Source organism: Halochromatium sp., from assembly GCF_054919635.1.
Genome location: NZ_JBUDPI010000420.1, coordinates 1 through 2,904, shown reverse-complemented (window position 1 = coordinate 2,904; position 2,904 = coordinate 1). Strand labels below are relative to the sequence as shown.

Here is a 2,904-nt window from a genome sequence, read left to right as displayed (position 1 = left end):
CGGTTTGATGACGGCGGGGAGCCTAGCACGAGTCAGACCGAGTGTTTGATGACAGGCGAATCAATCCAGCTATCCGCCGCGTTCGTGAGGAGTCTTGAGGCCGGGGGGCGCGATGGATGGAGGGTGACTGGCCGCGGACAGGCGTGCGGGGTTGTGCTGTCACACAACTGTGATGGCGCTGGCGCATCCAATGCGTTCACGATAACCAGGCTGAGCACCGCTGACGGTGCGCGACAAAGGCTCCCTTGATGACTGCTAGCATAGGTCCATGCGTCGATAGCCCCTTTCACGATGCCCGTGAAGACCTCCAAAGCGCCGCGTCTGGAGTCGGTCGGCAAACGCCGCAAAGCCAATCGCCCTCGTATCGAATTGCCTATGCCGATGCCGAGTTCCTCTTGCGCGATGAACTCAGAGGCGTGCGGCTGCAGCTCGAGCTGATGAAGCCGGAACTCGTTCAGCGTGATCTTGGGGTCTGCTCAACGGTAGTGATCTTTGGCAGCACCCGCATCCCCGAGCCCGCTGCAGCGCAGGCGGCGCTTGCCGAGGCCGAGCGAGCCGCGGCCCAGGCGCCCGATGATGATGAGCTTGCGCGGACACTTCAGGTTGCTCGACGGATCGCGGCGAAGGCACGCTACTACGACGAAGCGCGGCGGCTCGGGCAGATCATTACAGAAGTCTCTCAGACCAACGGCCACCGTGAGTTCGTTGTCGTCACCGGCGGTGGTCCGGGCATCATGGAAGCAGCCAATCGGGGCGCTCAGGACGTCGGCGGCAAGAGCATCGGGCTGAGCATCGTGCTGCCGCGCGAGGAGCGACCCAATCCCTATGTCACGCCCGAGCTGAGCTTCCAGTTCCATTATTTTGCGGTGCGCAAGATGCACTTTCTGCTGCGGGCGAAGGCGCTGGTGGTCTTTCCTGGTGGCTACGGAACCTTAGACGAGCTGTTCGAAACCCTGACACTGATCCAGACCAAGAAGGTCGAGCCTGTGCCAGTCCTGCTCTTTGGCCGCGAGTATTGGCAACGTGTCATCAACTTCGAGGTGCTCGCCGAGGAAGCTACGATCGGCGCTGCTGATCTGGAGTTGTTCCAGTACGTCGAAACGGCCGAAGAGGCGTGGGCGCTGATCCGAGATTTCTACAACGATTAGAGCGTCCGCCTTTCTTCTTGCTGTCTTGAGTGAGAGAGTTCGCTGAGGGAATTTGGAGAAGGTCTGTGTGATGGTCAGTCACCGTTCTGCTAACTGTGCATGCCGCGAGGTGCTAATGAGATCCGATGCCACCACCGAACGTGGAGTTGCTGTCGCGCTCCTTGATCGACTTACCCAGTTGCGTCTGCCCAGGGTTCTCGAGATCAAAAAGCGGGTCGATCTGGGCCAGCGACTCGGAGATGTTGATGTCGAGTTTCTCGAGTTGGCGCTTGAGGATTCCGTCAACGCGAAGCCGCTTATCGATCATCATCCGGAACTGGAAGAGATCGCGGTGAAAATGATCAGTCTTTACCACCACATCACCGAGAGGGCATTGGCCAATGAACGAGTCGAAGCGAGCCGATCTTGAGGGCGCAGACTGGCTGCAAGCCGAGCTCGAGGACGCTTTCGACGAGGACTACGAGCTTGAGTTATCCGAGCCGGCCTTATCCATCGAGCTGCGCAAGATCTACAAGCAGCGGCATCCGGACACCCTTGATCGGGCGAGCTACTTCCGCGCGTTGCTGACGCTGCAAGCCGAGCTAATCAAGCTCCAGGATTGGGTTCAGCACACCGGCGAGAAGATCGCGGTGATCTTTGAGGGCCGTGACGCGGCGGGCAAGGGTGGCGTGATCAAGCGGATTACTCAACGCCTGAATCCGCGCGTCTGCCGAGTAGTCGCACTGAGCAAGCCGAGCGAGCGCGAGCGCACCCAATGGTACTTCCAGCGCTATGTGCCGCATCTCCCATCCGGCGGCGAGATCGTGCTCTTCGACCGCTCCTGGTACAACCGCTCAGGGGTCGAGCGGGTGATGGGGTTTGCGACGCCCGAGCAGGTGGAGCAGTTCTTCCAGGATGTGCCCGAGTTTGAGCGGATGTTGGTGCGCTCTGGGATCAGGCTGATCAAGTACTGGTTCTCGATTACCGATGAGGAGCAGCAGCTGCGCTTTCTTATGCGCATCCACGACCCGCTCAAGCAGTGGAAGCTCAGCCCGATGGACCTGCAATCGCGGGTGCGCTGGGAGGACTATACCAAGGCCAAGGAGGAGACCTTCGCGCGCACCAACACCCCACAATCGCCTTGGTTCATCGTCGAGGCCAACGACAAGAAGAGGGCCCGGCTCAACTGCATCCATCACCTGCTGGATCAGATCCCCTATGGGGACGTGCCGCACGAGCCGATCAGCCTGCCGGACCGCGTCTTCGATCCGAATTACGAGCGCGAGGACCTGCCCCCAGAGCTCTATGTGCCCAAACGCTACTGACGTTAAGCGTCAGCGAAGCCCGTTGCCAAGCTTAAAGCCGTGTGGCGCAGCCTGGTTCGTCAGCGACTCAGGGTGCGGTTACCCGCCAGCTTTGGAGCTGTTCGCCCGCCAGGGCCGCTTGGCGGCGGTGAACTCATTCCAATGAGCGTCGAAGCGTTCCAGTAGATGGAGGAAATGACACATGTGCCGCCCGATCACGTCGGCGGCGAATCGTGACGCATTGCCCTCGCTGCAATCGCTGAGCAGGTCGTCCATCAGGATTGGGCACATCGTCTCCTGCAGTTTGAGGTGACGGTCGATCCCGCCCGCGCGATCCGGGGCCATCCAACCAAGCGATCGCCGAGGTCTCGCGGCGCTTCCAAGCGCCAGCGTTGTGCTGGTGGTCAGGCGCTAGGCAGGGACCGAACGCGCAGACCTACCTGATTGCCGGCGAGGTCTTCCCAACCCGCATC

Annotated in this window: 4 protein-coding genes; 3 read left to right on the top strand and 1 reads right to left on the bottom strand. The window is 60.7% G+C overall.

Annotated elements, in window-relative coordinates:
• The first annotated feature begins 248 nt into the window (after window positions 1-248).
• The 3 genes from ACY693_RS17635 (at window position 249) to ppk2 (ending at window position 2,452) form a co-directional block, all read left to right on the top strand.
• Window positions 249-1,148 carry an LOG family protein gene (locus ACY693_RS17635; protein ID WP_462323117.1) on the top strand — a complete coding sequence of 300 codons (900 nt, stop codon included), beginning with the start codon at window positions 249-251 and terminating at the stop codon, window positions 1,146-1,148.
• Window positions 1,149-1,263: 115 nt separating this feature from the next.
• Complete coding sequence (locus ACY693_RS17630) at window positions 1,264-1,557, top strand: hypothetical protein (protein ID WP_462323116.1); 294 nt, start codon at window positions 1,264-1,266, stop codon at window positions 1,555-1,557.
• Window positions 1,529-2,452, top strand: coding sequence for a polyphosphate kinase 2 (gene ppk2, locus ACY693_RS17625; RefSeq protein ID WP_462323115.1), 924 nt, complete (start codon window positions 1,529-1,531; stop codon window positions 2,450-2,452). Before ACY693_RS17630 ends, ppk2 begins: the two co-directional genes overlap by 29 nt.
• Window positions 2,453-2,530: 78 nt before the next feature.
• Here ppk2 and ACY693_RS17620 read toward each other — a convergent pair whose 3' ends face one another.
• Window positions 2,531-2,776 carry a hypothetical protein gene (locus ACY693_RS17620; protein ID WP_462323114.1) on the bottom strand — a complete coding sequence of 82 codons (246 nt, stop codon included), beginning with the start codon at window positions 2,774-2,776 and terminating at the stop codon, window positions 2,531-2,533.
• Between the last annotated feature and the right edge of the window lie 128 nt (window positions 2,777-2,904).